At 65.6% G+C, this 22,752-nt stretch carries 17 protein-coding genes and 1 tRNA gene; 10 read left to right on the top strand and 8 right to left on the bottom strand.

Annotation, left to right across the window (positions count from 1 at the left end; translation table 11 throughout):
- Nucleotides 1-350 precede the first annotated feature (350 nt).
- Nucleotides 351-1,520, bottom strand: coding sequence for a pyridoxal phosphate-dependent aminotransferase (locus BSG08_RS15110; protein WP_093038652.1), 1,170 nt, complete (start codon nucleotides 1,518-1,520; stop codon nucleotides 351-353).
- A 178-nt stretch (nucleotides 1,521-1,698) separates the two neighbouring features.
- On the opposite strand from BSG08_RS15110, the gene BSG08_RS15105 reads away from it, so the two are divergent.
- Genes BSG08_RS15105 through BSG08_RS15095 form a run of 3 tightly spaced genes read left to right on the top strand, consistent with a single transcriptional unit; the run spans nucleotide 1,699 to nucleotide 4,371 of the window.
- Nucleotides 1,699-2,553, top strand: a complete 855-nt coding sequence (locus tag BSG08_RS15105; RefSeq protein ID WP_093038650.1) for a transketolase — start codon at nucleotides 1,699-1,701, stop codon at nucleotides 2,551-2,553.
- Entirely contained in the window at nucleotides 2,550-3,581 is a 1,032-nt protein-coding gene (locus BSG08_RS15100; protein WP_093038648.1) for a transketolase family protein, read from the top strand. The genes BSG08_RS15105 and BSG08_RS15100 overlap by 4 nt, the downstream gene beginning before the upstream one ends.
- Before the next feature lie 34 nt (nucleotides 3,582-3,615).
- Nucleotides 3,616-4,371 (top strand): SDR family NAD(P)-dependent oxidoreductase, encoded by a 756-nt coding sequence (locus BSG08_RS15095; protein ID WP_093038647.1) that lies wholly within the window; start codon nucleotides 3,616-3,618, stop codon nucleotides 4,369-4,371.
- On the opposite strand, the gene BSG08_RS15090 is transcribed toward BSG08_RS15095, so the two are convergent.
- The 3 genes from BSG08_RS15090 to BSG08_RS19510 all read right to left on the bottom strand — a co-directional run bounded on the left by BSG08_RS15090 (nucleotide 4,361) and on the right by BSG08_RS19510 (nucleotide 7,910).
- On the bottom strand, nucleotides 4,361-5,359 hold the full coding sequence (locus tag BSG08_RS15090; RefSeq protein ID WP_093038646.1) for a LysR substrate-binding domain-containing protein: 999 nt from the start codon (nucleotides 5,357-5,359) through the stop codon (nucleotides 4,361-4,363). The genes BSG08_RS15095 and BSG08_RS15090 overlap by 11 nt on opposite strands.
- Nucleotides 5,360-5,489: 130 nt before the next feature.
- The gene (locus BSG08_RS15085; protein WP_093038644.1) at nucleotides 5,490-7,784 is read right to left on the bottom strand and encodes an adenosylcobalamin-dependent ribonucleoside-diphosphate reductase; all 2,295 of its coding nucleotides are present in this window, start codon (nucleotides 7,782-7,784) and stop codon (nucleotides 5,490-5,492) included.
- Nucleotides 7,785-7,807: 23 nt separating this feature from the next.
- Nucleotides 7,808-7,910, bottom strand: a tRNA-Phe gene (locus BSG08_RS19510).
- 111 nt (nucleotides 7,911-8,021) lie between these two features.
- Here BSG08_RS19510 and BSG08_RS15080 point away from each other — a divergent pair.
- From BSG08_RS15080 to BSG08_RS15070, 3 genes are all read left to right on the top strand, one after another.
- Nucleotides 8,022-8,435 (top strand): DUF1489 family protein, encoded by a 414-nt coding sequence (locus BSG08_RS15080; RefSeq protein ID WP_245770721.1) that lies wholly within the window; start codon nucleotides 8,022-8,024, stop codon nucleotides 8,433-8,435.
- A 112-nt stretch (nucleotides 8,436-8,547) separates the two neighbouring features.
- On the top strand, nucleotides 8,548-9,171 hold the full coding sequence (locus BSG08_RS15075; RefSeq protein ID WP_093038642.1) for an outer membrane protein: 624 nt from the start codon (nucleotides 8,548-8,550) through the stop codon (nucleotides 9,169-9,171).
- Nucleotides 9,172-9,841: 670 nt separating this feature from the next.
- On the top strand, nucleotides 9,842-10,435 hold the full coding sequence (locus BSG08_RS15070) for an outer membrane protein (RefSeq protein WP_093038640.1): 594 nt from the start codon (nucleotides 9,842-9,844) through the stop codon (nucleotides 10,433-10,435).
- A 60-nt stretch (nucleotides 10,436-10,495) separates the two neighbouring features.
- On the opposite strand, the gene hisG is transcribed toward BSG08_RS15070, so the two are convergent.
- Genes hisG through hisS form a run of 3 tightly spaced genes read right to left on the bottom strand, consistent with a single transcriptional unit; the run spans nucleotide 10,496 to nucleotide 13,847 of the window.
- Nucleotides 10,496-11,191 (bottom strand): ATP phosphoribosyltransferase, encoded by a 696-nt coding sequence (gene hisG / locus BSG08_RS15065; protein ID WP_093038638.1) that lies wholly within the window; start codon nucleotides 11,189-11,191, stop codon nucleotides 10,496-10,498.
- The gene (locus BSG08_RS15060; protein WP_093038636.1) at nucleotides 11,188-12,273 is read right to left on the bottom strand and encodes an ATP phosphoribosyltransferase regulatory subunit; all 1,086 of its coding nucleotides are present in this window, start codon (nucleotides 12,271-12,273) and stop codon (nucleotides 11,188-11,190) included. Before BSG08_RS15060 ends, hisG begins: the two co-directional genes overlap by 4 nt.
- A complete protein-coding gene (gene hisS, locus BSG08_RS15055) occupies nucleotides 12,273-13,847 on the bottom strand; it encodes a histidine--tRNA ligase (RefSeq protein WP_093038634.1) in 1,575 nt (524 codons plus the stop codon). Before hisS ends, BSG08_RS15060 begins: the two co-directional genes overlap by 1 nt.
- Before the next feature lie 111 nt (nucleotides 13,848-13,958).
- Between hisS and BSG08_RS15050 the strand changes: the two genes are divergently transcribed.
- Nucleotides 13,959-14,153 (top strand): SlyX family protein, encoded by a 195-nt coding sequence (locus BSG08_RS15050; protein ID WP_093038632.1) that lies wholly within the window; start codon nucleotides 13,959-13,961, stop codon nucleotides 14,151-14,153.
- Nucleotides 14,154-14,241: 88 nt separating this feature from the next.
- Here the strand turns inward: BSG08_RS15050 and dnaE are convergent, their stop codons facing one another.
- Complete coding sequence (gene dnaE / locus BSG08_RS15045; protein ID WP_093038630.1) at nucleotides 14,242-17,742, bottom strand: DNA polymerase III subunit alpha; 3,501 nt, start codon at nucleotides 17,740-17,742, stop codon at nucleotides 14,242-14,244.
- A 160-nt stretch (nucleotides 17,743-17,902) separates the two neighbouring features.
- On the opposite strand from dnaE, the gene xdhA reads away from it, so the two are divergent.
- Genes xdhA through xdhC form a run of 3 tightly spaced genes read left to right on the top strand, consistent with a single transcriptional unit; the run spans nucleotide 17,903 to nucleotide 22,600 of the window.
- Nucleotides 17,903-19,327 carry a xanthine dehydrogenase small subunit gene (gene xdhA, locus BSG08_RS15040; protein WP_093038628.1) on the top strand — a complete coding sequence of 475 codons (1,425 nt, stop codon included), beginning with the start codon at nucleotides 17,903-17,905 and terminating at the stop codon, nucleotides 19,325-19,327.
- Nucleotides 19,324-21,681, top strand: coding sequence for a xanthine dehydrogenase molybdopterin binding subunit (gene xdhB / locus BSG08_RS15035; RefSeq protein ID WP_093038626.1), 2,358 nt, complete (start codon nucleotides 19,324-19,326; stop codon nucleotides 21,679-21,681). Before xdhA ends, xdhB begins: the two co-directional genes overlap by 4 nt.
- The gene (gene xdhC / locus BSG08_RS15030; RefSeq protein ID WP_093038721.1) at nucleotides 21,674-22,600 is read left to right on the top strand and encodes a xanthine dehydrogenase accessory protein XdhC; all 927 of its coding nucleotides are present in this window, start codon (nucleotides 21,674-21,676) and stop codon (nucleotides 22,598-22,600) included. Before xdhB ends, xdhC begins: the two co-directional genes overlap by 8 nt.
- The last annotated feature ends 152 nt before the right edge of the window (nucleotides 22,601-22,752 follow it).

The following is a 22,752-nucleotide window of genomic DNA, read 5'->3' as shown; positions in this document are numbered from 1 at the left end:
CCTTCGTTTAGGCAGGCTTCATATCAGCAAAAGCATTCAAAATGGCTCCGAACTGCGCGGTGGGGCATGGTCGGGCAGAGACAAATCTTTCAGCCAGACCCGGAAAGGCCCCGATATGAACCTGTCCTCGATGCTCGCGGACCGTCACGCCAGCGACCGCCCTGTCCGCGTGGGCCTTGTCGGGGCGGGTAAATTCGGCTCCATGATCCTCGTGCGGTCCGGCGGGGAGGTCAAGTTTGGTATACCATTCCTAGAACCTGATGCCCCTCGTCCGCGTTGAGGATCGCATCAAGCGCCGGAAAGCGGCAGGGCGCGGGACATGGGCCGGATATCGGTCATCGCCCCGCCACTCAGAGAATGGCGCGAATGCGGTCGATGGCGGTCGTGATGTTCTCTGCCGAATTGGCATAGGAAAACCGCAGATAGCCCTCGCCATGGCTGCCAAAGGACGTGCCCGCCACCGTGGCGACGCCGGCCTCGTCAAGAAACCGATCCTGCGCCTCTGCCGCGCTCATGCCCGTGCCCTCGATATTGGGGAACGCGTAGAACGCCCCGCCCGGATCGGTGCAGCGCACGCCGGGCAGGCTGTTCAGCGCCTCCACGATCAGCCGTCGCCGCGCATCGAAATGCCGCATCATCTCATCCACCGCGTCCTGCGGCCCCGTGAGTGCGGCAAGCCCTGCGTATTGCGCGGCGGCGTTGACGCAGGAATGATCGTTGATGCACAGCCGCGTGGCATGATCCAGAGCGGCATCGGGCCAGACCGCATAGCCAAGACGCCAGCCGGTCATCGCATAGGTCTTGGACCAGCCATCGAGCATGATGAGCCGGTCGCGGATTTCGGGATATTGCAGCAGGCTCACATGTTCGCGCCCGTCATAGAGCATGCGGCTGTAGATCTCGTCTGACAGCACCGCCACATGCGGATGATCGGCGAGGCCAGCGACGAACCTGTCCACCTCCCTGCGCGGGGTGACGCCGCCCGTGGGGTTTGCAGGGCTGTTGATGATGATCAGCCGCGTGGCGGGCGTGATCTGTGCCAGCACCGTTTCCGCCTCGAAGGCAAAATCGTTTTCCTCGCGCAGCGCGATCGGCACCGGCGTCGCCCCGCTGTAGCGAATGACCGATTCGTAGATCGGAAAGCCGGGATTGGGATACATGATCTCTGCACCGGGCTGTCCGAACATCAGCACGGCAAAGAACATGGTCGGCTTGCCGCCCGGCACCACGACCACGTTGCCGGGGTTCACCTCTGCGCCGTGGCGGGTGTGCAGATCGGCGGCGACCGCCTCGCGCAGGGCGGGGATGCCGTTGGCGGGGGTATAGCCGTGATGCCCGTCGCGCAGCGCCTTGATCCCGGCCTCGACGATATGCGGCGGGGTCTGGAAATCGGGCTGACCGATGCCGAGATTGATGATGTCACGGCCCTGTGCCGTCAGGCCCTGCGCCCGCGCCAGCACGGTAAAGGCCGATTCAGTTCCCAGGCGCGACAGGCTGTCTGCGAATCTGAGCTGTGACATGTCCCCTCCTATATCCATTCCGGGCCACGCGCGGGCGCGCGGCCCTTGCCGGTGTTCTAACGCATCCGACAAGGGAATATCATTTAGTTTTGCTAATAAAGTTTTGCATTTTTAGTGAAATCCATTCCCGCCGCCCCTTGTTACCCTCCATCTCGTCAAACCTGGCCGGAGGAGCCTCATGATCGCCGAGACCCGACCTGCGCCGCGCGCCAACATGTCGCTTGCGTTGCGCGCCTGGAATATCCGCCGCAAGGCGCTTTTGATGGCAGAGGTGCAGGGCCAGGGCTATATCGGGCAGGCGCTCGGCGTGGCCGATGTGCTGGCTGCATCCTATTTCCACGCGCTCGATTATCGCCCCGAGGACCCCGAATGGGAGGGGCGCGACCGCTTCTATCTTTCCATCGGTCACTACGCCATCGCGCTTTACGCCGCGCTGATGGAGGCGGGGATACTGCCCGAGGAGGAACTGGCAACCTATGGCATGGACGACAGTCGCATGCCGATGTCGGGCATGGCTTCTTACACGCCGGGGATGGAAATCACCGGCGGTTCTCTGGGGCACGGTCTGGGCATCGCCGTGGGGGCGGCTCTGGGCCTCAAGCGCAAGGGCAACCCGGCCCTGGTCTACAACCTGATGTCGGATGGAGAGCTTGGCGAAGGCTCGACCTGGGAGGCGGTGATGTCGGCGACCCAATGGCAACTCGACAATCTCATCTGCCTTGTCGATTTCAACAACCAGCAGGCCGACGGACCCACCCGCGACGCGCTTGCCGTGGGTGCGGAGGCCCCGAAATGGGATGCCTTCGGCTGGCACGCGCAAACCGTGGACGGTAACGATCTGGATGCGCTCGTGGCCGCCTTGGACGCCGCGCGCGGGCTGACCGATGCGAAACCCCGCGTCATCATCTGCAACACGACCATGTGCAAAGGCGTCGATTTTCTGGAGGCCCGCGACAGCAATCATTTCGTGCGGGTCGAGGCCGATGAATGGGCCAGGGCGCTCGACGTTCTGGAAGAAGGAAAGCCGCAATGACCCGCGCCTCCATGATCCGCAAATACGAACCGCGCCGGATGTCCGACACCAGGGTCGCCACCTCCGCGATGATCGCCTCTCTGGCCGCCGAGGGCTATGACACCGTCGCCGCCCCCTTCGGCCATGCTCTAACCGATCTGGCGAAACGGGACGACCGCATCGTCGGGCTGTCGGCGGACCTGTCGAAATACACCGACCTGCATGTGTTTGCGCAGGCGATGCCGGATCGCTTCTATCAGATGGGCATGGCCGAACAATTGCTGTTCTCCGCTGCCGCCGGGCTGGCGCGCGAGGGGTTCATTCCCTTCGCCACCACCTATGCGGTCTTTGCTTCGCGCCGTGCCTATGACTTCATCGCGATGGCGATCGCCGAGGAGAACCTGCCGGTCAAGATCGTCTGTGCCCTGCCGGGCCTGACCACCGGATACGGTCCCAGCCATCAGGCGACCGAGGATCTGGCGATCTTTCGCGGTCTGCCCGGCATGGTGATCATTGATCCCTGCGATGCCGATGACGTGGCCGGAATGGTGCCCGCGATGGTGGCGCATGACGGGCCGGTCTATGCGCGTCTCCTGCGTGGCAAGGTGCCGTCGGTGCTGACCCGCCACAAGCCGGATTACCGATTTCAGCTTGGCCGCGCCCAGATGATCCGCGAGGGGGATGACGTGCTGGTGATCTCTTCGGGCATCATGACCATGCGTGCGCTCGACGCCGCCGAAAAGCTGATCGCCGACAAGGTCGATGTGGCCGTGCTGCATGTGCCGACGATCAAGCCGCTCGATATCGACACCATCCGCGCCGAGGCCGCGCGCGGCGGTCGCCTGGTGATCACCGCCGAGAACCACAGCGTCAACGGTGGCTTGGGCGAGGCTGTGGCAAGCGCCCTGCTGACTGCCGGGATCACGCCGCGGTTCCGGATGATCGGCCTGCCGGATGCGTTTCTCGAGGCGGGCGCGCTGCCCACCCTGCATGACATGTATGGCCTGTCGGTGGATAAGGTCGCGGACCAGATCAAAGGCTGGCTCTGAGCCAGATATAGTGAAAATCGGAGGAGACAGGGCAATGGGCCTACTCGACGGAAAAATCGCCATCGTCACCGGCGCGGCCAGCCCGCGCGGGCTGGGCAAGGCGACGGCGCGGCTTTTTGCCGAACACGGTGCAATCGTGGTGATCACCGATCTTGATCCGGCACAGGCCGAGGCCGCGGCAGCGGATCTGCCGGGCACGGGGCATATCGGACTGGCGGGTAATGTCGCGGACAAAGACGCCTGCATGACGGTTGCGCGCGCCGTGCTCGACATCTTCGGACGGATTGACATTCTGGTGAACAACGCCGGCATCACGCAGCCTCTGAAACTCATGGAGATTGGTCCGGAGAACTATGACGCCGTCACCGATGTGAACCTGCGGGGCACGCTCTACATGTCGCAGGCGGTAATCCCCGCCATGCGGGCACAGAAATCGGGCAGCATCGTCAACATGTCATCGGTTTCGGCACAGCGCGGCGGCGGTATCTTCGGCGGGCCGCATTATTCGGCGGCCAAGGCGGGGGTTCTGGGGCTGACCAAGGCCATGGCCCGCGAACTGGCCCCCGACAACGTGCGCTCCAACGCGATCTGCCCCGGCTTCATCGCCACCGACATCACTGCCGGAAAACTGACCGACGAGATGCGTGCGCAGGTGCTGGCGGGCATCCCGATGGGCCGTGCGGGCACGGCGGACGACGTGGCGGGGTGCGCGCTTTTCCTGGCCTCGGATCTCTCGGCCTATTGCACCGGCACCGAGGTGGATGTGAACGGCGGCTCGCTCATTCACTGATGCCCGGGACCACTGCCTCCGGGGTGTTCGCCTCGGGCGCGGTCATATCGCGAAAACCGCATCCCAGCCCGGCCAGGAAATCGCGCGTCTCGGCCTCGCTTCTACTTGCCGCGTCGATGATCCAGCCGGAAAACCGGTTCACGATCCGCCGGTTGAGATGCCGGGGCGGGCAGACGAACCAATAGGCGGCCAGCGTCAGCACCGGCACCTCGGGGACGAAGGGCACCAGCTCTCCGCGCCGCAGTTCCGGAAGACAGAGCGCGGCATTGTCGAGCGCCACACCGCCGCCCTGCTTGGCCATCTCGATGGACATCGACGAACGATCGAACCGGAACGGATAGCTGAGGCCGTTCAACTCTACCCGGTTGGCGGCCAGCCACACATCCCAGCGCAGCAGCGCCTTGGCGCTGTCAATCAGCCGCGCCTGTGACAGCCGTCCGGCCAGATCGGGCGCGGCGTCGCGCATCCGCGTCCGATACTCGGGGCTGCACAACGGCAGCACCAGATCCTGCATCACCGGCTCCACCGTCAGCCCGGCCCATCCGCCCGGACCATAGCGCAGATCGCAATCGACCGCCTCGGTCTCGAAGGCGGAAAAATCCGGGGTCGCGTCGATGCGGATGTTCCAGTCGGGATTGTCATTGGCAAATCCCGCGATCCGGGGGCCGAGCCAGCGCACCCCGAATGTCGGGCTGACGCGCACCGTCAGGCTCCGGGTGTGACGCTGGCGCCCGATGGCGCTCCGGGCGTTGCGGATCGCGCCAAAGGCCTGCGTCGTGGTCTGAAACAGGCGGTCGCCATCCAGCGTCAGCACGAGCCGCCGCTTTTCGCGGCGGAAAAGCCGAACGCCGAACTGATTCTCCAGAATCTTGATCTGCTGGCTCACCGCGGATGGCGACACGCCCAATTCCGCCGCCGCCTTGGTCACGGTGCCAAGACGGGCGACGGATTCGAAATATTCTGTGGCCTTGAGGTTTATATCGCGCATGGCGCGCAGGCTATCCGTTCGCCCACAGCACGCCAAGCGCAAAGCGCGTCAGGCTCTGGCGCATCGGGCGATCCCGGTCCGGTGCAGCAGGCCCTGAGACCCTGCCTGCGTCAGTGGCAAACCGGAGCGCCTACGCGCATTTGCTGTGTCCGCAACTGCCGCAGGTCATGCAGCCCTCGATCATCCGCATGTCATAGCTGCCGCAGGCCGGGCAGGCGGGGCCGCGGCGGCCGTTTTCCAGCCCCACCACCTGTGCCTGCGGGTCCGCCTTGAGGCCCATCCCCTCGCCTTCGAGAAATCCGATCTGGACCATGTGCTGCTCCAGCACCCCGCCGATCGCGGCAAGGATCGAGGGGATGTACTTGCCCCCCATCCAGGCACCGCCGCGCGGGTCGAATACTGCCTTCAGCTCCTCGACCACGAAACTCACATCGCCACCGCGCCGGAACACCGCCGAGATCATCCGCGTCAGCGCCACGGTCCAGGCGTAATGCTCCATGTTCTTCGAGTTGATGAACACCTCGAAGGGCCGCCTGCGCCCGTTCAGCACGATATCGTTCACCGTGACATAGATCGCATGGTTGCTGTCGGGCCATTTCAGCTTGTAGGTCGCCCCTTCCAGCTCTGTCGGGCGGTCCAGCGGTTCGGACATGTAGACGACTTCGCCGCCCTCGGCGGGAAAATCGCCCCGGACCTGATCCGGCGCCTCGCCGGGGGCCCTGTCGCTTTTCTCGCTGACGCTCAGCACTGATCCGGTGACATCGTTGGGCCGATAGGTCGTGCAGCCCTTGCAGCCCAGATCCCAGGCCTGCATGTAGACATCCTTGAACGCCTCGAACGAAATGTCGGCGGGGCAGTTGATCGTCTTGGAGATGCTGCTGTCCACCCATTTCTGCGCCGCGGCCTGCATGCGCACATGATCCTGCGGCGGCAGCGTCTGGGCGTTGACGAAATGGTCGGGCAGGGGGGCATCGCCCATCCTTTCGCGCCACATCTGTACCGCATAATCCACCACCTCTTCCTCGGTGCGGCTGCCGTCCGGCTGAAGCACCTTGCGGGTGTAGCTGTAGGCAAAGACCGGCTCGATCCCCGAGGACACGTTTCCGGCATAGAGGCTGATCGTGCCGGTGGGCGCGATCGAGGTCAGCAGCGCGTTGCGGATGCCGTGTTCGGCCACGGCGGCGCGCACGTCCTCGTCCATCGCCTGCATCGTGCCGCTGGCCAGAAATGCGTCGCGGTCAAAGAGTGGAAAGGCCCCCTTTTCCCGCGCCAGATCGACGCTTGCCAGATAGGCCGCGCGCGCGATGGCATGCAGCCAGTCCCCGGTTCGTTGCGCGGCCGCATCCGAGCCATAGCGCAGCCCGCACATCAGGAGCGCATCCGCCAGCCCCGTTACCCCCAGCCCGATCCGCCGCTTGGCCTGCGCCTCGGCGGCCTGCGCGGGCAGGGGAAAGCCGCTGGCGTCCACGACATTGTCCATCATCCGCACCGCCAGCGCCACCAGCCTTGCCAGTTCCGCGTCGTCGATGCCCGCATCCTTGCCGAACGGATCCCTGACCAGCCGCGCAAGGTTGATCGACCCCAGCAGGCACGCCCCGTAGGGCGGCAGAGGCTGTTCGCCGCAAGGATTCGTAGCGGATATTTTTTCTATATAATTCAGGTTGTTGGCCGCGTTGATCCGGTCGATGAAGATCACCCCCGGTTCGGCGTATTCATAGGTGGCCTGCATGATCCGGTTCCACAGGTCGCGCGCCTGCACCGTGTGGTAGACCTTGCCGTCGAACACCAGATCCCAGGATCCGTCCGCCTTGACCGCCGCCATGAAGGCATCGGTGACCAGCACGCTGAGATTGAACATCCGCAGGCGCGCGGGGTCGGACTTGGCGGCGATGAATGCCTCGATATCCGGGTGATCGCAGCGCATCGTCGCCATCATCGCGCCGCGCCTGCTGCCCGCCGACATGATCGTGCGGCACATCGCGTCCCAGACATCCATGAAACTGAGTGGTCCGCTGGCATCGGCAGAGACGCCCTTGACCACCGCCCCCTTGGGCCGGATCGTGCTGAAATCGTAACCGATCCCGCCGCCCTGCTGCATGGTCAGCGCCGCTTCGCGCAGGTTGTCGAAAATCCCGCCCATGTCATCGGGCACGGTGCCCATGACAAAGCAGTTGAACAGCGTGACCTTGCGCCCGGTGCCCGCGCCCGCGGTGATCCGTCCGGCGGGCAGGAACCGGAAATCCTCCAGCGCCTCGTAGAATCGATCTTCCCAGACCTCGGGTTCGGCCTCGACCGCCGCCAGCGCGCGGGCGATCCGGCGCCATGTGTCCTCGACGCTGGCATCGAGCGCAGCGCCGTTCCCGTCCTTGAGCCGGTATTTCATGTTCCAGATCTGTTCGGCGATCGGGGCAGCAAAACGGGTCATGGCGCGTCTCCAAAGTAAAACTGGCGTCGCGGCGGGAGTTGAACCCGCAGCCTCCTCGCATTAAGATGAAAGGGTGGCGGCAACCACTCCTTTCGCAAGGTGCTCTATCCATTGAGCTACGCGACGCTAGTTGTCCGACCGACACGTATCGGTCGGACAACCACAATAACTTGAAGTCGCCAGCATTTCCACTACCCTATCTGCCCGATGGGGAGATTCTTTGCAGTGACCTTGCACATGATCAAGCTGAGCGTCGGCACCACCTCGGTCGAGGATCTGGAGGCATGGCACAAGGATGCGCGGGCACAGGGGCCCGACGGTCTGCCGCGTCATGTGACCCGTATGTGGCCCCGGCGCGAGGCCGAATTGCTGGCGGGCGGCTCTATCTACTGGGTCATTCAGGGCCTCGTGCAATGCCGCCAGCGCGTCCTGCGGCTGGACGAGGTGACGGGCAGCGACGGCATCCGCCGCTGCGCCATCGTGCTGGAGCCCGGTCTGATTCGCACGGCCACCGCCCCGAAGCGCCCGTTCCAGGGCTGGCGCTATCTTGCGGAGCGCGACGCGCCGCCCGATCTCGGGACCGCGCGCGCCAGCGACGACCACCTGCCGCCCGCGCTGTCGGCGGCGCTGGCCGATATCGGCGTGCTCTGAACACGCGGCTCTCACCCGCTCTTGATCCTGCGCGATGGCATCGTTTCTTGAACGCAACGCCCCAGGGGCCGATCCTTGTTCCAGAGACCGATCACCCGAAAGGACCAGACCGATGCGCGCATTTTTTCCGATCCTGGCCGCTGTCGCCGTGGCCGCCCCGGCGATGGCCGAGACAACGCAAACTGCATTTCAAAACCCCACGCTGATCACATTCGACGCCCCTGCCGACGCGCCCGAGGCGCGGCTTTCGACGCAAAACCGCGCGCCGCTGGGCGGCTTCGCCGACTGGACCGGCTTTTACATCGGCGGACAGCTGGGTGTGGGCATTGTCGATCCCACGTTTTCCAGCAGCGATGAGGGTTTCATCGGCGGCATCACCCTTGGCTATGACCATGATTTCGGCCGCTGGGTGCTTGGCGGCGCGCTCGACTACGACTTTGCCGATATCGACGCGGGCCCGACCACCTCGGTCGAGGAGATTTTCCGCCTCAAGATCCGTGGCGGGCCAAAGATCGGCAATGGCCTGCTCTACGGTGCCGCCGGCTATGCCAATGCCGATACCAGCAACGCCGGCGATGACGATGGCTGGTTCATCGGCGGCGGCTATGAATACATGATCAGCCGCCAGTTTTCGGTGGGCGGCGAGGTGCTCTATCACGAGTTCGACAATTTCAACGGTACCGGCAACGATATCGAGGCCACCACGATCCAGATCCGCGCCACCTTTCGTTTCTGAGGAGGGGCGAGCGGGATCAAAGGCGGACGTGCCCCCGGCGCGCCCACCCGGGATCGGTAACAAGCGCCCTGCTGTCGCAAGCAGGGGGCTGGTGCGCCGATAGCCCGTTGCCTGGGCTCTGCCTGTTCGGACATGGACTCTGAGCCGTCCAGCGACTCCTGTCCGGACCGTGTGGGTTCTGCTCTCCGCCACCAGCCTGCTATGACATGTCATATATGACATGTCATCCGGGGGCGGTCACGATGTCCCCGCCGTTTCCGTCAGGGGGCCGGTGCGTCAGAGGTTCACGGCCTGAATTCTGCCTGTTTCCTCCCGGGTCATGAATCGTCCAATGACGCCCGCCCGGATCCCTTGGCCCCGACCCTTGCCAGCGGCCCCAAACGGACCTGTCCCGGCGCGCCCGCCCGCATCTCGTTCAAGAGGCGACTTCCGGTTTTCCCCATCTGGTTGCAGCGATACCACAGCAAGTTGCGGAATTCCGCCGGGGGCCGCCGCTTTATCAGCGCAATCCTGCGATTCACCGGGCCGTGATCGCCATAGCGTATTCCAGCCCTTGTCGACTCGTGCTTTCGCACCAATATCCCCCCCAACGGCACAGACCGTGCGCCCCGGGCCCTTCCTCCCCCCTTACCTCGGGCCCGGGGCGCGAACCAAGACGAAAGGACAAAACATGTTGAAAACAACGACAGCACTTATCGCGGCAACGGCGTTTTTTGCGGCTCCGGCCCTTGCCGGCAACATTTCCGAACCGGCGCCAGAGCCGGTGATCGCGACCCCGGTCGCCCCGCCGGCCCCGGCGACGCCCAACTGGACCGGCTTTTACGCCGGTGGTCAGCTTGGCTATGGCTGGGTTGATACCGATACTCCGGGAGTCGACGGCGATGACATCATCGGCGGTCTTATCCTGGGCTATGACTATGATCTGGGCAACAACTGGGTGATTGGTGCCGGCATCGACTATGACTTTGCCGATATCAATCTCAGCGGCGCAGGCAGCCTGGAAGAAGTGTTCCGCGCCAAGCTGCGCGGCGGCTACAAGATCGGCAACGGCCTGCTCTATGGGACCGGCGGCTATGCCTGGGCCGACACCGATGTGCTGGGCGATGACAGCGGCTATTTCATCGGCGGCGGTTATGAGCATATGGTGACGCAGAATATCTCGCTGGGTGGCGAATTGCTGTATCACCAGTTCGACAACTTCGGAAGCACGGGCGCCGATGTGGATGCCACCACGCTTCAGGCGCGCGCGGCCTTCCGCTTCTGATCCGCGTGACATGACCGAATGGCGGGCGGCCTGCGGGCCGCCCGTTTTCGCATCCCGACCTCAGTCCAGATCAAGCCGCGCCTTGAGCACCTCCAGCGTGCGCCGGTCCTCGGCCTCCATCGACGCCACCCGCGACTTGAAGAGCGTGGCCTGCGATTTCAGGATCATCCCGTCCTCGAGGATCTTCAGGTGGTTGGCGCGCAGCGTGTCGCCGCTCGACGTGATGTCGGCGATCGCCTCGGCGGTCTCGAACTTGACCGTGCCCTCGGTCGCGCCCTGACTGTCCACCAGCTGATAATCCGCGACACCGTTCTCGCGCAGGAAGTCGCGCACGAGGCGGTGGTATTTCGTTGCGATCCGCAGGCGAAACCCGTGCCGGGCACGAAACGCGGCGGCCGCGGCGTCGAGATCGTCGAGACAGTTCACATCGACCCAGGCCCGCGGCACCGCCAGCACCAGATCGGCCTGACCAAAGCCCAGTTCCGCCAGTTCCCGCACCCGTTGCTCCCATTGTCCCAGCCGGTCGCGCACCAGATCCGTGCCGGTAACACCCAGATGGATGCGCCCGGCGGCCAGTTCGCGCGGAATCTCTCCGGCAGAGAGCAGGATCAGCTCGACATTGTCGATGCCCTGCACGTAACCGGCATATTCCCGTTCTGATCCCGACCGCCCCAGCGTGATGCCGTGCCTGCCGAACCACTCGAATGTCTTGTCCATCAGCCGCCCCTTGGACGGCACGCCCAGTTTCAGCGTCATGCGCGCCCCCCAAGGCTCAGCACCAGACCGGGGCGGATCACGCCGCCGACCGCCGGGATTTCCCGCCCGCGCCCCAGGTGCCGGGTCAGGGCATCATAGCGCCCGCCCGAGGCCACGGGTGGCAGGTCGGGGCGCTCGGCGGCATAAAAGCCAAAGACGAAGCCGTCGTAATATTCCATCTGCGTGCGCCCATAGCTGGCCTCGAAATCCAGCGCCGTGATGTCGATGCCGCGCGCACCAAGCTCGTCGAGCCGCCGCGCCAGACGCTCTGTCGCGGGCTGGATCGCGGGCAGATCGACGGCGATGTCGCGCAGGTTTTCCAGCGCGTTGTCGCTGGTTTCGCGCACGGCGAGAATGGCGTCTATCAGCGCCACCTCCGAGGCCGAAATCGGCCCCAGTGCGGCATCCTCGCGTAACGCGGTGATCCGGGCGGCAATCTCGTCAGGGCCGCGCAGGCCGATGAACGGCCCGGCCCCGGCCATCGGGTCGGTGGTCGCCAGCAGGGCGGCGCGTGCCTCCGGCATCGGCGCGCGGCCCGAAAACCGGTCGATCAGCGCGCGAAACCGTCTGGGCCGCCAGATATGCCGCAACAGTGCCGCCTTGCGCCGGTCAGAGGTCCGCAGCCCGGCGACAGCCGCCATCAGGATGCCGATGTCACCCGTGGCGGCGCGCAGGCCAAGCGGGCGCAGGATGTCGAAGAACAGCGCGAACACCTCGGCATCCGCCGCCTCGGGCGCGTCGCGCTCGAAGATCTCGAATCCCACCTGCGTGTATTCATTGGCGCGGCGCGCATCCTCTTCCTGCCGGCGGAACACCTCGCCGGAATAGGTGTAGCGCGCGGGTTCCGCGCCGTGTTCCATGTGCATCTGCACCACCGGCACGGTGAAATCCGGGCGCAGCATCTGCTCGCCGCGCAGCGCGTCCGAGGTCACATAGGCGCGCGCGCGGATATCCTCGCCATAAAGGTCAAGCAGCACCTCGGCAGGTTGCAGGACAGAGGTTTCGACCGGCAGCGCGCCCGCCGCCTCGAATATTGCGCGCAGGCGCGCCGCCTCGGCCCGGATCGCGGCGCGCTCGGGCATCAGCCTTGCCCCGCAAGGATTTCGCGCACCTTTTCAACAAGCTGCCCGCGCGGCACCTCGTATTGGCTGGGCCGTTCCTTCCATTCCTCAAGCGTCGCATTCTCGGCGATCTGCGCGCCAAGGATCAGGTCCTTGATCTGCACCACATCTTTGGCAAACTCATCGCCACCCGCGATGATCGCCACCGGGCTGCCGCGCCGGTCGGCGTATTTCATCTGGTTGCCGAAATTCTTCGGGTTGCCCAGATAGACCTCGGCGCGGATGCCCGCGCGGCGCAATTCGCCCACCATCGCCTGATACTCAGCCATCCGGTCGCGATCCATGACGGTGACGACCACGGGGCCTTGCGCCGTGCCGCCAATGCGCCCCTTGGCATGCAGCGCGGCCAACAGGCGGTCAACCCCGATGGAGACCCCCACGGCCGGCACCCGTTGCCCGGTAAAGCGCGCCACGAGGTCATCGTAGCGCCCGCCACCGGCGACAGAGCCGAACTGACGCGGACGGCCCTTTTCGTCAAGGATTTCAAAGGTCAGCTCCGCCTCGAACACCGGGCCGGTGTAATAGCCAAGGCCGCGCACGACGGAGGGGTCGATGACGATGCGGTCGGGACCGTAGCCTTGGGCGGCGAGGAGGGCGGCGATTTCTTCGAGTTCGGCTACGCCTTCGGTACCAATCGTGGATGATTTCACCAACGAACGAAGGAAAGATATAGCAGACTTGCTTGGATTCGATCCTCCCGCGAATGCCATAGGCCTGCCGGACATCGCTAAGCGTTGTGTCTGTTCCCTTGCTTTCAAGCTAAACATCATATCGCCAATATTTAAGAAGGATATAATCTTGGCGGCTTGTTCATTGTTTAGGTTGGCGCCCTTCGTAAAATCCCCACTCTCATCCTTCCGCCCTTCCCCAAGCAGGGCGCGCACCCCCTCAGGCCCCAAACGGTCCAGCTTGTCTATCGCGCGCAACACGATGCCGCGTTCCTCCGCAAAATGGTCAGGATTGGCCGGATCAAGGATACCAGCAACCTCCAGCACCCCATTCAAAACCTTCCGGTTGTTCACCCGCACCACGTAATCGCCGCGCTCGATGCCCACCTCTTCCAGACAATCCGCGAGCATCGCGCAGATCTCGGCATCCGCCGCCATGCTGCTCGTGCCCACCGTATCCGCATCGCATTGATAGAACTGCCGGAACCGCCCCGGTCCCGGCTTTTCATTGCGCCAAACCGGACCCATGGCGTAGCGGCGGTAGGGAGTAGGCAGATCGTTGCGGTGCTGGGCGTATACGCGGGCGAGAGGCGCCGTCAGGTCATAGCGCAGCGCCAGCCATTTCTCGTCCTCGTCCTGCCAGGCAAAGACCCCATCGTTGGGGCGGTCCACATCGGGCAGGAACTTGCCCAATGCCTCGACCGTCTCGACCGCACTCGACTCCAAAGCATCGAAACCATAGCGATGATAGACCCCCGCAATCTTGCCCAGCATCTCGGCGCGCGTCGTCACCTCTGCGCCGAAATAATCGCGGAACCCTTTTGGCGCCTCTGCCTTGGGGCGGGGCTGTTTGCTCGGCTTGGCCATGGCGTGTGTCCTTAACGGGCTTTGTCGTGGCGCGGCATAGCCCAAGGGCCGCGCCGGGGCAAGGCGGGCTGCACGATTGACCGGATGTCGCGGCCCGGCTAGAGCGGTGCCATGACAGAGCTTGAAGAAAAGATCGCCCATCTGACGCGCGCGCTTGACGACCTCTCGGATGTGGTCGCGCGGCAGGACCGCGAGATTGACCGCCTGCGCGCGCGTGTCGACATGCTGATCGCGCGCGAGGCGGCGCGGCAATCCGACAGCGACGGCGGCGTGATCCTGGGCGACGAGCGCCCGCCGCATTACTGACCGGCGCAACCCGTCACCCCGGACTTGATCCGGGGTCTCATGATACCGGAAGATCCCGGATCAAGTCCGGGATGACGGGGCGGACCCGTCAGATTTCCTCGACCATCACCACGCCGTTAAGACTCTTGATCGCGCCCTTGATCTGCGGCGTGACCGGGTATTCCATCCCGCTGTCGATCTCGACCTCGCCGGGCAGACCCTGACCCAGCAGGCAGAAATGGATCGGCCCCGGTGCGCCCGCGCGCACGGCTTTCGCCGCCCCCTCCAGCACCGTGGCGACCGAACCGATCGCGCCGGGCTGATCGACAAAGATCCGCAATCCCACAGCGCCCGCGCCCGCGACCATGCCGTCGATGGGCTGCACGTTGCGGCACAACAGCTTCAGCTGATCGCTTTCCAGCGTCGCCTCGGCGGTGATCACCACCTGCGCGCCGGTCTCCAGAAAATCGCGCGACTTCTCCAGCGTTTCCGAGAACAGCGTCACCTCGTAACCGCCCGTGGTGTCGGATAGCTGCACAAAGGCAAAGCGGTTGCCGCGCGCCGACTTGCGCTCCTGCCGCCCGGCCACGACCCCGGCCATCCTGACCAGCGCCGGGCCGCGTTCGGCCATTGCCGTAACCTCGTCCAGCGTTTTCACGTCCTGCCGCCGCAGCACGGTCATGTAATCGTCCAGCGGATGTCCCGAGAGGTAGAATCCCACGGCCTTGAATTCCTCGGTCAGCCGTTCGGCGGGCAGCCAGTCCTCGACCGTGGCAAGGCGTGGCTCGGGCAGATCGTCGCCCGCCTCGCCGAACAGCGAGACCTGGCTGGAATTGCGCTGTTCATGGGTGGCGGCGGAATAGTTCATCAGCGCCTCGATGCTCTCGAACACCCGGTGGCGGTTGCGGTCGAGCACGTCAAACGCCCCGGCGCGCGCCAGCATCTCCAGCGGGCGCTTGCCGATCCGCTTGAGATCGACCCGGCGGGCGAGATCATAGAGCGTGACGAACGGGCGCTCGCCCCGGCCCGCGACGATCAGCTTCATCGCCTCGACGCCCACGTTCTTGAGCGCGCCCAGCGCATAATGCAACGCGCCCTCGCGCACCACAAACGTGGCCTCGGACCGGTTCACGCAGGGCGCGGCCCATTTCAGGCCCAGTCCCTTTTTCACCTCTTCGAAATAGACTGCCAGCTTGTCGGTGAGGTGGATGTCGCAATTCATCACACCGGCCATGAATTCGACCGGGTGATTGGCCTTGAGCCATGCAGTCTGATAGCTGACGACCGCATAGGCGGCGGCGTGCGACTTGTTGAAACCGTAGTTGGCGAATTTCTCCAGCAGGTCGAAAACCTCGTTGGCCTTCTTCTTGTCCACGCCATTCGCCATAGCGCCCTGTTCGAATTTCGGGCGCTCCTTTGCCATCTCGGCGGCGATCTTCTTGCCCATGGCGCGGCGCAGCAGGTCCGCACCGCCAAGGCTGTAACCCGCCATCACCTGCGCGATCTGCATCACCTGTTCCTGATAGACGATGATGCCTTGGGTCTCTTCCAGAATGTGGTCGATCAGCGGATGGATGGATTCCAGCGCGCGCAGGCCGTTCTTGACCTCGCAATAGGTCGGGATGTTCTCCATCGGGCCGGGACGATAGAGCGCGACCAGCGCCACGATATCCTCGATACAGGTGGGTTTCATCCGCTTGAGGGCATCCATCATGCCCGAACTTTCCACCTGAAACACCGCCACGGTGCGCGCGCGGGCAAAGAGGTCATAGGTCTTTGCGTCGTCGAGCGGGATCTGCCCGATGTCGTTCTCGGCCCCCTCGAAGGGCTGGTAGATCACGCCGCCATCGGCGGCGACATGCAGATCGCGCCCCGAGGCGCGGATCTGCTCGATCGCGTTCTGGATGACGGTCAGGGTCTTGAGACCCAGAAAGTCGAACTTGACCAGCCCCGCCTGTTCCACCCATTTCATGTTGAACTGCGTCGCCGGCATGTCGCTGCGCGGATCGCGGTAGAGCGGCACCAGCTCGTCCAGCGGGCGGTCGCCGATCACCACCCCCGCCGCATGGGTCGAGGCATTGCGCAGCAATCCCTCGACCTGCATGCCGTAATCGAGCAGGCGCTGCACCACTTCCTCGGATCGCGCCGCCTCGCGCAGGCGATCCTCCTGCGCCAGCGCCTGCTCGATGCTGACCGGCTTGACCCCCTCGACCGGGATCAGCTTCGACAGGCGGTCCACCTGCCCGTAGGGCATCTGTAGCACCCGGCCGATGTCGCGCACCGCCGCCTTGCTGAGCAGCGCGCCAAAGGTGATGATCTGTCCCACCCGGTCGCGGCCGTATTTTTCCTGCACGTATTGAATCACCTCCTCGCGGCGATCCATGCAGAAGTCGATGTCGAAATCGGGCATGCTGACCCGTTCGGGGTTCAGGAACCGCTCGAACAGAAGGCTGTAGCGCAGCGGGTCAAGGTCGGTGATGGTCAGCGCATAGGCCACCAGACTGCCCGCGCCAGAGCCGCGTCCCGGCCCCACCGGGATGTCGTGATCCTTGGCCCATTTGATGAAATCGGCCACGATCAGGAAATACCCCGGAAACCCCATGCCCTCGATGATGCCCAGCTCGAATTCCAGCCGCTTCCGATACTCCTCGACCGGCGCGGCATGGGGGATGACCGCCAGCCGCTGTTCCAGCCCGGCGCGCGCCTGACGGCGCAGTTCCTCGACCTCGTCATCGGCAAAGCGCGGCAGGATCGGATCGCGCCGCGCGGCCCCGAAGGCGCAGCGCCTTGCAATCTCGACCGTGTTCTCCAGCGCCTCGGGCAGATCGGCGAAAAGCGTGGCCATTTCCTGCTGCGACTTGAAATAATGCTGCGGGGTCAGCCGGCGGCGCGGCGCGCTCTGATCGACATAGGCCCCCTCGGCCACGCACAAGAGGGCATCATGCGCCTCAAACATCCGCGCCTCGGGGAAATAGACGTCATTGGTGGCGACCAGCGGCAGATCCATCGCATAGGCCATCTCGACAAGGCCCTGCTCGGTCAGCCGTTCGGCCTCGGGTGCGCCGGTCTCGCCGGGGTGGCGCTGCAACTCGACATATAGCCGGTCGCCGAACATGTCCCGCAGCCCCGCCATCAGCGCCTCCGCCGCCGGGCGCTGCCCGCCCTGCAAGAGCCGCCCCACCGGCCCGTCCGGCCCGCCGGTCAGACAGATCACCCCCCCGGCATGGGTCTGCAATTCCTGCATCGTCACATGCGGCAGCGCCCCGTCGCCGCGCAGATAGAGGCAGGAATTGAGCTTCATCAGGTTGGCGTAACCGGCCTCGTTCTGCGCCAGCAGGACCACCGGCGCGGGCGGTCTGGCGCGTTCGCCCGGCGCGGTGGCCACATAGGCCAGATCGACCTGGCAACCCATGATCGGCTGTATCCCCGCCGCCTGCGCCGTGACGGAAAATTCGAGGGCGGCGAACATGTTGTTGGTGTCGGTGACCGCCACCGCGGGCATTGCGGCCGCGGCGCATGCCCCCGGCAGCTTCTTCAGCCGCACGGCCCCTTCGAGCAGGGAATATTCGGTATGCACGCGCAGGTGAATGAATCGGGGATGGCTGCTCATGCCGGCCACCCTAGCCGCCGGGCCGGACAAACAAAAGACTTGCCAAAGCGCATTTTGATCGCTTTCATCGAAACCCGACAGGACACGCCCGCCGCCTTCTACGCCGCATCGAAGGTCAGGCATGCAAGGGCAGGTATCGGTAACGCGGCGGGCTTCAGGAATGACAATCTCGTTTCTTCTGAACGGAGAGACCGTGGCGCTGCGCGATGTGGCGCCCACGCGCACGCTGCTCGACTGGCTGCGCGAGACGCGCGGCCTGACCGGCACCAAGGAGGGCTGCAACGAAGGCGACTGCGGGGCCTGCACGGTGATCGTCACCGATGACACCGGCAGCCGCGCGCTCAACGCCTGTATCCTCTTTCTGCCACAGCTTCAGGGCCGCGCGGTGCGCACCGTCGAGGGGATCAGCGGACCGGACGGGCAACTGCATCCGGTGCAGCAGGCGATGATCGAGCATCACGGCTCGCAATGCGGGTTCTGCACGCCGGGCTTCATCGCGGCCATGGCCTGCGCGCATCTGCGCGGCGACACCGATCACGACCGCAGCCTTGCGGGCAACCTGTGCCGCTGCACCGGCTATGCGCCGATCCTGCGCGCCGCGCGCGCCGCCGAGACCGCCCCGGTGCCGGACTGGATGCAAACCGATCGGGCGGCGCTGGCCGATCCCGGTTTCTGCTTGGGTGAAATACCCTCGGGGGGGCCCGCAGGGCGGGGGGTGGACAGCCCCCCTCGCGGCCAGCACCCGCAGAGCGCCGATGAACTGGCAGAGATCTATGCCGCAAACCCCGATGCCACGCTGATCGCCGGGGCAACCGATGTCGGCCTCTGGGTGACGAAACAGCTACGGGATCTCGACGGCCCGATCTTTCTCGGCGGATGCGCGGATCTGCAGGAGGTCGCGGTAACCGACAGCCATATCCGCATTGGCGCGGGCGTGACCGTCGCCCGGCTGATGCAGGCGATCGCGCCGCATCACCCCTCTTACGCCGCGATGCTGCGGCGCTACGGCTCCGATCAGGTGCGCTGTGCGGCGACGCTGGGCGGCAATATCGCCAATGGCTCGCCCATCGGTGACAATGCGCCTGCCCTCATCGCCCTTGGGGCCACGCTGCATCTGCGGCGGGGCGAGGTGCGGCGCAGCCTGCCGATCGGGGATTTCTTTCTCGATTACGGCAAGCAGGACCGTGCGCCGGGCGAGTTCGTCGAGGCGGTCACGATCCCGCGCCAGCCCGACCGCCTGCGCTGCTACAAGATTTCCAAGCGCTTCGATCAGGACATCTCGGCGCTGCTGGGGTGTTTCAGCATCACGGTAGAGGATGGGCGCGTTCAGGCCGCGCGCATCGCCTTTGGCGGCATGGCGGGCATCCCCAAACGCGCCGCCCATGTCGAGGCGGCACTCATCGGCCAGCCCTGGGAGGAGGCCAGCGTCCTAGCCGCTGGGGATGCCTGGGGGCGCGATTTCACGCCGCTGTCGGACATGCGCGCCTCGGACGCCTATCGTCTCGCGACCGCGCGCAACCTTCTGATGCGGTATCTGCTGGAGGATCAGGGCGCACCCGTCTCGGTGCTGGAGGTGCGGGCATGAGTGTCTCGGAGTCCCTGCCGCATGACGCCGCGCGCCTGCATGTGACGGGCGCCGCGCGCTATGTCGATGACATCCCCGTCCCCCGCGACACGCTGCATCTGGCCTTTGGCCTGAGCGATATCGCGCGCGGGCGGATCACCGCGATGGCTCTGGCAGAGGTGCGCCGCGCCCCCGGCGTCGTGGCGGTGCTGACCGCCGCCGATCTGCCGCATGACGCCGATTGCTCGCCCTCGGCGCATGACGAACCGCTGCTGAGCACCGGCGCGATCCATTACCACGGACAGCCGCTGTTTCTCGTCATCGCCACGGATCATCTCGCCGCGCGGCGCGCCGCGCACCTTGCGGTGCTGACCTGCGCGCAGGAACCGCCGATCCTCACCATCGACGAGGCGCTGGCCGCAGACAGCCGGTTCGAGGAGGGTCCGCGCCTCTGGCAAAAGGGCGACGCCGCCGCCGCCATCGCCGGCGCGCCGCATGTGGTGGAGGGCGTGATCGGAATCGGCGGGCAGGAGCATTTCTATCTCGAAGGCCAGGCCGCGCTCGCCCTGCCGCAGGAAAACGGCGACATGCTGGTCCACGCCTCGACGCAGCACCCCACCGAGGTGCAGCACAAGGTGGCCGATGCGCTGGGCCGGCCGATGCACGCGGTGCGGGTCGAGACGCGCCGCATGGGCGGCGGTTTCGGCGGCAAGGAGAGCCAGGCCAATGCGCTCGCCGTCGCCTGCGCGGTGGCCGCGCATGTGACGGGACGGCCCTGCAAGATGCGCTATGACCGCGACGACGACATGGCCATCACCGGCAAGCGCCACGATTTCCGCATCACCTATCGCGCGGGTTTCGACAACACGGGTCGGCTGACCGGGGTGGAGTTCGTGCAGTACGCCCGTTGCGGATGGTCCCAGGACCTGTCGCTGCCGGTGGCCGACCGCGCCATGCTGCATGCCGACAACGCCTATCATCTGCCCGCCGCGCGGATCGAGAGCCACCGGCTGCGCACCAACACCGCGTCGGCCACCGCATTCCGCGGATTCGGCGGGCCGCAGGGGATGGTCGGGATCGAACGGGTGATGGATCACATCGCGCATGTGCTGGGTCTGGACCCGCTCGCGGTGCGGCAGCGGAATTACTATGCGGCGGCCGCGGACGGGGGGCTGTCTGCCCCCCACGCGCCTGCGGCGCGCCCCCCCGAAGGTATTTCCCGCCAGATGAAGCCGCAGACCACGCCCTATGGACAGGTGGTCGAGGATTTCATCCTGCACGAGATGACCACGGCGCTGGTCGCATCGAGCGACTACCACGCGCGACGCGACGCCGTTGCCGCGTGGAACGCCGCCAACCCGGTGCTGAAGAAGGGCATCGCGCTCACCCCGGTCAAGTTCGGGATATCCTTCACGCTCACCCATCTCAATCAGGCGGGGGCGCTGGTGCATGTCTATCAGGACGGCTCGGTCGCGATCAATCACGGCGGCACCGAGATGGGGCAGGGGCTGTTCCAGAAGGTGGCGCAGGTGGCCGCCGCGCGTTTTGGCCTGTCGCAGGGTGCGATCCGCATCACCGCCACCGATACCGCCAAGGTGCCCAACACCTCTGCCACCGCCGCGAGTTCGGGCAGCGATCTCAACGGCATGGCGGTCCGGGCGGCCTGCGATACCATACGCGAGCGGATGGCGGAATTTCTGGCGGAATATCATCAGCAGCGACCGGATGAGGTTGTTTTTGCAGGCGGCGCGGTGCAGGCGGGCGCGCATCGCCTGAGTTTCGCCGAGGCGGCAAGGCTGTGCTACGAGCACCGGATCAGCCTGTCATCGACCGGGTTCTACAAGACGCCGGGGCTGGCCTGGGACCGGATCCGGGGTCAGGGGCGACCGTTTTTCTACTTTGCCTATGGCGCGGCGGTGACCGAGGTGGTGATCGACACGCTGAGCGGCGAGAACCGAATCCTGCGCGCCGATATCCTGCATGATTGCGGAACCTCGCTCAATCCCGCGCTCGATATCGGCCAGATCGAGGGCGGCTACGTGCAGGGCGCGGGCTGGCTTACGACCGAGGAACTGGTTTGGGACGCCGCCGGGCGGCTGCGGACGCATGCGCCCTCGACCTACAAGATCCCGGCCTTTTCCGACCGGCCCGAAGTGTTCAACGTGGCGCTCTGGGACGCCGGGAACCGGGCCGAGACGATCTATCGCTCCAAGGCGGTGGGCGAACCGCCGCTGATGCTGGGCATTTCGGCGCTGATGGCGCTGTCGGACGCGGTGGCGGCCTGCGGGCCGGGCTATCCCGCGCTTGACGCGCCCGCCACGCCAGAGCGTATCCTGCGGGCGGTCGAGCGGCAGAGGGGCTGTGGCGGTGTTTGATCTCGACGTCTTGCGCGCGGCGGTGGCGGCGGAGGGCCGCGTTGCGCGGGTCGTGATCGCGGAAACCCGCGGTTCGGCCCCGCGCGAGGCGGGCGCGGCGATGCTGGTCTGGAACGGCGGGCAATCCGGCACCATCGGCGGCGGGCGGCTGGAATTCGAAGCGGTCAGTGCGGCGCGCGATATGCTGGCGGGCGGCCCGGCGCAACGGCTGGTGCGGCAGGCGCTTGGCCCCGCGCTCGGACAATGCTGTGGCGGGGCGGTTACGCTGGTCACCGAAATCTATGACGCCGCACGACTGGACGAGGCGGCGGCGGCCATCGCCGCAACCGCAGTCTGGGCGCGCCCGGTGGCGGCGGGGGCGGGCGCCCCGCCCGCTGCCGCCCTGCGCCGCGCCGGTATGGTGCTGGCGGGCGGCTGGCTGATAGAGCGGCCCCATGCGCCCGCCTTGCCGGTGGTGATCCACGGCGCGGGCCATGTCGGGCGGGCGCTGGCGGGCGTCCTGGCGCCCCTGCCGGAGATCCGCGTCACGCTCGCCGATACCCGTCCCGACCGGCTGAACGATCTGCCCGCAGGTATCGGGGTCTGCACCGATCCGCTGACCGCGATGGACCATGCCCCCGATACGGCGGCGCATCTGATCATGACCCATGACCACGCGCTCGATCTGGCGCTTTGCCATCGTCTGCTGTCCCGCGACTTTGCCTTTGCCGGGCTGATCGGATCGGACAGCAAATGGGCGCGGTTCAGGCGGCGTCTGGCCGCGCTTGGCGATGCCGACGCGCAGGTGTCGCGGATCACCTGCCCGATCGGCGACCCGGCGCTGGGCAAACATCCGCAGGCGATCGCCATCGGCATCGCCGGACAGCTGCTGATACCTGCCCGAACGGGCAGCAGGAAATTCGGAAGCTCTTTCGCATGAAATTTGAAAGTCCCCGGCATCTTTTCAGATGCGAGGATAAAATCGAGCCCGGACAACAGGTTAAACGGGACCGGCCATGAACGATCACGAAAGCGTGAGCTGACCTAGGGACAACCCTTGCAGCGCGGCGCTTGTCACGAAGCAAAAGCGTT

The organism is Roseovarius azorensis, assembly GCF_900109455.1.
GTDB classification, from domain to species: Bacteria; Pseudomonadota; Alphaproteobacteria; order Rhodobacterales; family Rhodobacteraceae; genus Roseovarius; species Roseovarius azorensis.
Note: the sequence above shows the minus strand (reverse complement) of the source record. Positions and strands in the feature narration are given on the sequence as shown.